Origin of the sequence: Pseudemcibacter sp., from assembly GCF_965661635.1 — a bacterium.
Taxonomy (GTDB): domain Bacteria; phylum Pseudomonadota; class Alphaproteobacteria; order Sphingomonadales; family Emcibacteraceae; genus Pseudemcibacter.
In genome coordinates this window covers 1-2,537 of record NZ_CBFIEP010000132.1, presented here as the reverse complement: position 1 = coordinate 2,537, position 2,537 = coordinate 1, and the positions used below count along the sequence as shown (strand labels likewise).

Annotated in this window: 2 protein-coding genes and 2 tRNA genes; 2 read left to right on the top strand and 2 right to left on the bottom strand. The window is 40.1% G+C overall.

What is annotated here, in order from left to right; translation table 11 throughout:
* Positions 1–302: 302 nt before the first annotated feature.
* Both ACTF6W_RS08635 and ACTF6W_RS08630 read right to left on the bottom strand, forming a co-directional pair.
* A tRNA-Met gene (locus tag ACTF6W_RS08635) sits at positions 303–361 on the bottom strand.
* Between the two features lie 152 nt (positions 362–513).
* Positions 514–603, bottom strand: a tRNA-Ser gene (locus ACTF6W_RS08630).
* A 198-nt stretch (positions 604–801) separates the two neighbouring features.
* On the opposite strand from ACTF6W_RS08630, the gene ACTF6W_RS08625 reads away from it, so the two are divergent.
* Positions 802–1,854: a lytic murein transglycosylase gene (locus ACTF6W_RS08625; RefSeq protein WP_438994138.1), complete on the top strand. Its 1,053-nt coding sequence runs from the start codon at positions 802–804 to the stop codon at positions 1,852–1,854.
* Between the two features lie 12 nt (positions 1,855–1,866).
* A partial coding sequence (locus tag ACTF6W_RS08620; protein WP_438994137.1) for a septal ring lytic transglycosylase RlpA family protein occupies positions 1,867–2,537 on the top strand: 671 nt, incomplete at its 3' end.

The following is a 2,537-nucleotide window of genomic DNA, read 5'->3' as shown; positions in this document are numbered from 1 at the left end:
TCAGTGCAATTCTAGTTTGTATAGATATGTCAAGATATATTTGTAAAGTTTAAAGTTATTTCATCCCTTCTGCTCCTTTTTAATCCTTACAATCTCACGCCGTTAGTTCTAATCCGTCGCATTAATATCAGTGTTCCCCGTCAAGGTCTATAAAACCATTTAAAGTATTTGCATAAGAGAGGTTTTTATCTCATCGAAATGACGTAAGGAAAATGTTCCTATAAATATTACTTCAATGTTTTATTGGCACTCATGAGCTAAATACTTATGATTTTACATACTAGTTGCTCAGATAAAGGGTGGGTGGGACTCAAACCCACAACAAACTTTTTATGAGAAAGGTGCTCTATCCAGTTGAGCTATTACAGCATAGCATCGAAGTGATAATATATACATTAATCCTCTTTCATTAAAAACAATGCAAGAAAAATCTATTATACGACGTATAGTTTGTGGGCTAAATTGTGGGTGAAATGAAAAATTGATAAAAAGTCTTTTACTATCAAAGGATAGTGGCGGAGAGGGTGGGATTCGAACCCACGAAGGGCTTGCACCCTTGCTAGTTTTCAAGACTAGTGCATTCAACCGCTCTGCCACCTCTCCATAAGATGTATCGCGATGTGCGTGCATGAGGATTTAACGGATCACTGCCTTAAGGTCAAGAGCAGATTGTTCTTTTTTCATAATATTAATTTTTTTCATTAAAAATCGTATTTGCCTTTGAAACGCCATGATTTATAAACTATATATATGGTAATAAAAAATATCATAATATTAATACAAAAATATAAGGGCAGATCATTGATCAGAGCTATTTTTCTTTCATTTATTTCCACTATCCTTTCCTTCACTTTTTTTGTGGCGCATGCACAGCGTCAGGTACCTGATAATCCAGTTCCTTTCGATGCATGGTTAGAGGAATTTAAGGCGGAAGCAAGAACAGAAGGAATTTCTGATCAAATTTTAGATGCAGCCTTTAAAGACCTAACACCCAATGAAAAAGTGGTTGAGCTAGATCGACGTCAACCTGAGTTTACGCAAACCGCAGAACAGTATTTGGAACGTCGTGTTAGCCCGCTTCGCATAAAAAATGGTCGCAGTAAGATGGCCGAATTTGCAGAAGTTTTAAATCCGTCGGCCAGAGATATCGCCGTTCAAAAACGCTTCATTGCTGCGATTTGGGGAATGGAAACCAATTACGGTACCTACACGGGTAATTTTAATATCGTTCGGTCATTAATGACATTAGCCTATGATATGCGCCGCAGCGCCTTTTTTAGAAAAGAGTTATTAAAGGCATTAACGATCCTTGAAGAAGGTCATATTGCACCCGATAAAATGATCGGTTCATGGGCCGGTGCTATGGGGCAAGGCCAATTTATGCCGACCAGCTTTTTTGCGTATGCTTATGATATGGATGGTGACGGCAGAAAAGACATTTGGACAAACGAAGCAGATGTTTTCGGATCTATCGGTAATTATTTAAGTGTTCACGGTTGGCGTCCTGATCAAACATGGGGACGCGAAGTAAAATTGCCAGATGATATTGGAGAAAGACAGGCTCTAGTTGTTTTAACCCATGAACCAAACCCGCCAAGATCATGTAAGCGTGCTTTAAAAGACCATAGTAAAAAATACTCATTAGATGAATGGCAGGAAATGGGTGTTCGTAACCTTGATGGTAGCGATCTTCCTAAAGTTACGAATACGAATATTGAGGCCACACTTTTAATGCCGATGGGAATAGAAGGGCCAGCATATCTGACATATCAAAATTTTCGTTCAATTCTGACTTATAATTGCTCTAATCTATATGCTTTAGGTGTAAGCTTATTGTCAGATGAATTGAAATAGGTTCTGATGAAGATGAATTTTTATAAAATTACGCTTTTATTGGGTTTAATGGCCATATTAAGTGCTTGTGCGACAACGCCACCGCCAACTCAAACATCTGCGCCTGAGGCTCCACCAGGGGTGAAAGTTGGAAATCCATATCAAATTGCGGGAAAGTGGTATACGCCCAAAATTGATCCCACTTATAACCAAGTTGGTATTGCATCATGGTATGGACCTGATTTTCACAAAAAACAAACAGCGAATGGTGAGATTTTCGATATGAATGCGCTGACAGCGGCTCACACCACATTGCCGATGCCGAGCTACGTACGTGTAACGAATTTGGAAAATAAGCGGTCATTAATTTTACGTGTCAATGACCGCGGACCTTTTGTCGGAAATCGACTGATTGATGTTTCACGAAGAGGGGCTCAATTATTAGGTTTCGAAAAACGCGGTACAACTCGTGTGAGGGTGGAGGCCGTCTCAGGGCCAAATGCACCCGCCCAAGTGGCAATGTCTGAAATGCCGCCGGCTTTGGAAAAGCAGGAAGTAGGTAATGTGGCGGTTGAAACACTGGAAGTTTTAAATCCTCCGCAAACGGTGACTACACCAACGCAAATCGCATCTTTAAACCCTGGACCTGCCGCTCCAGAAGTCGGTGATGATATTTATGTTCAGGTAGGCGCTTATAGTCAAAT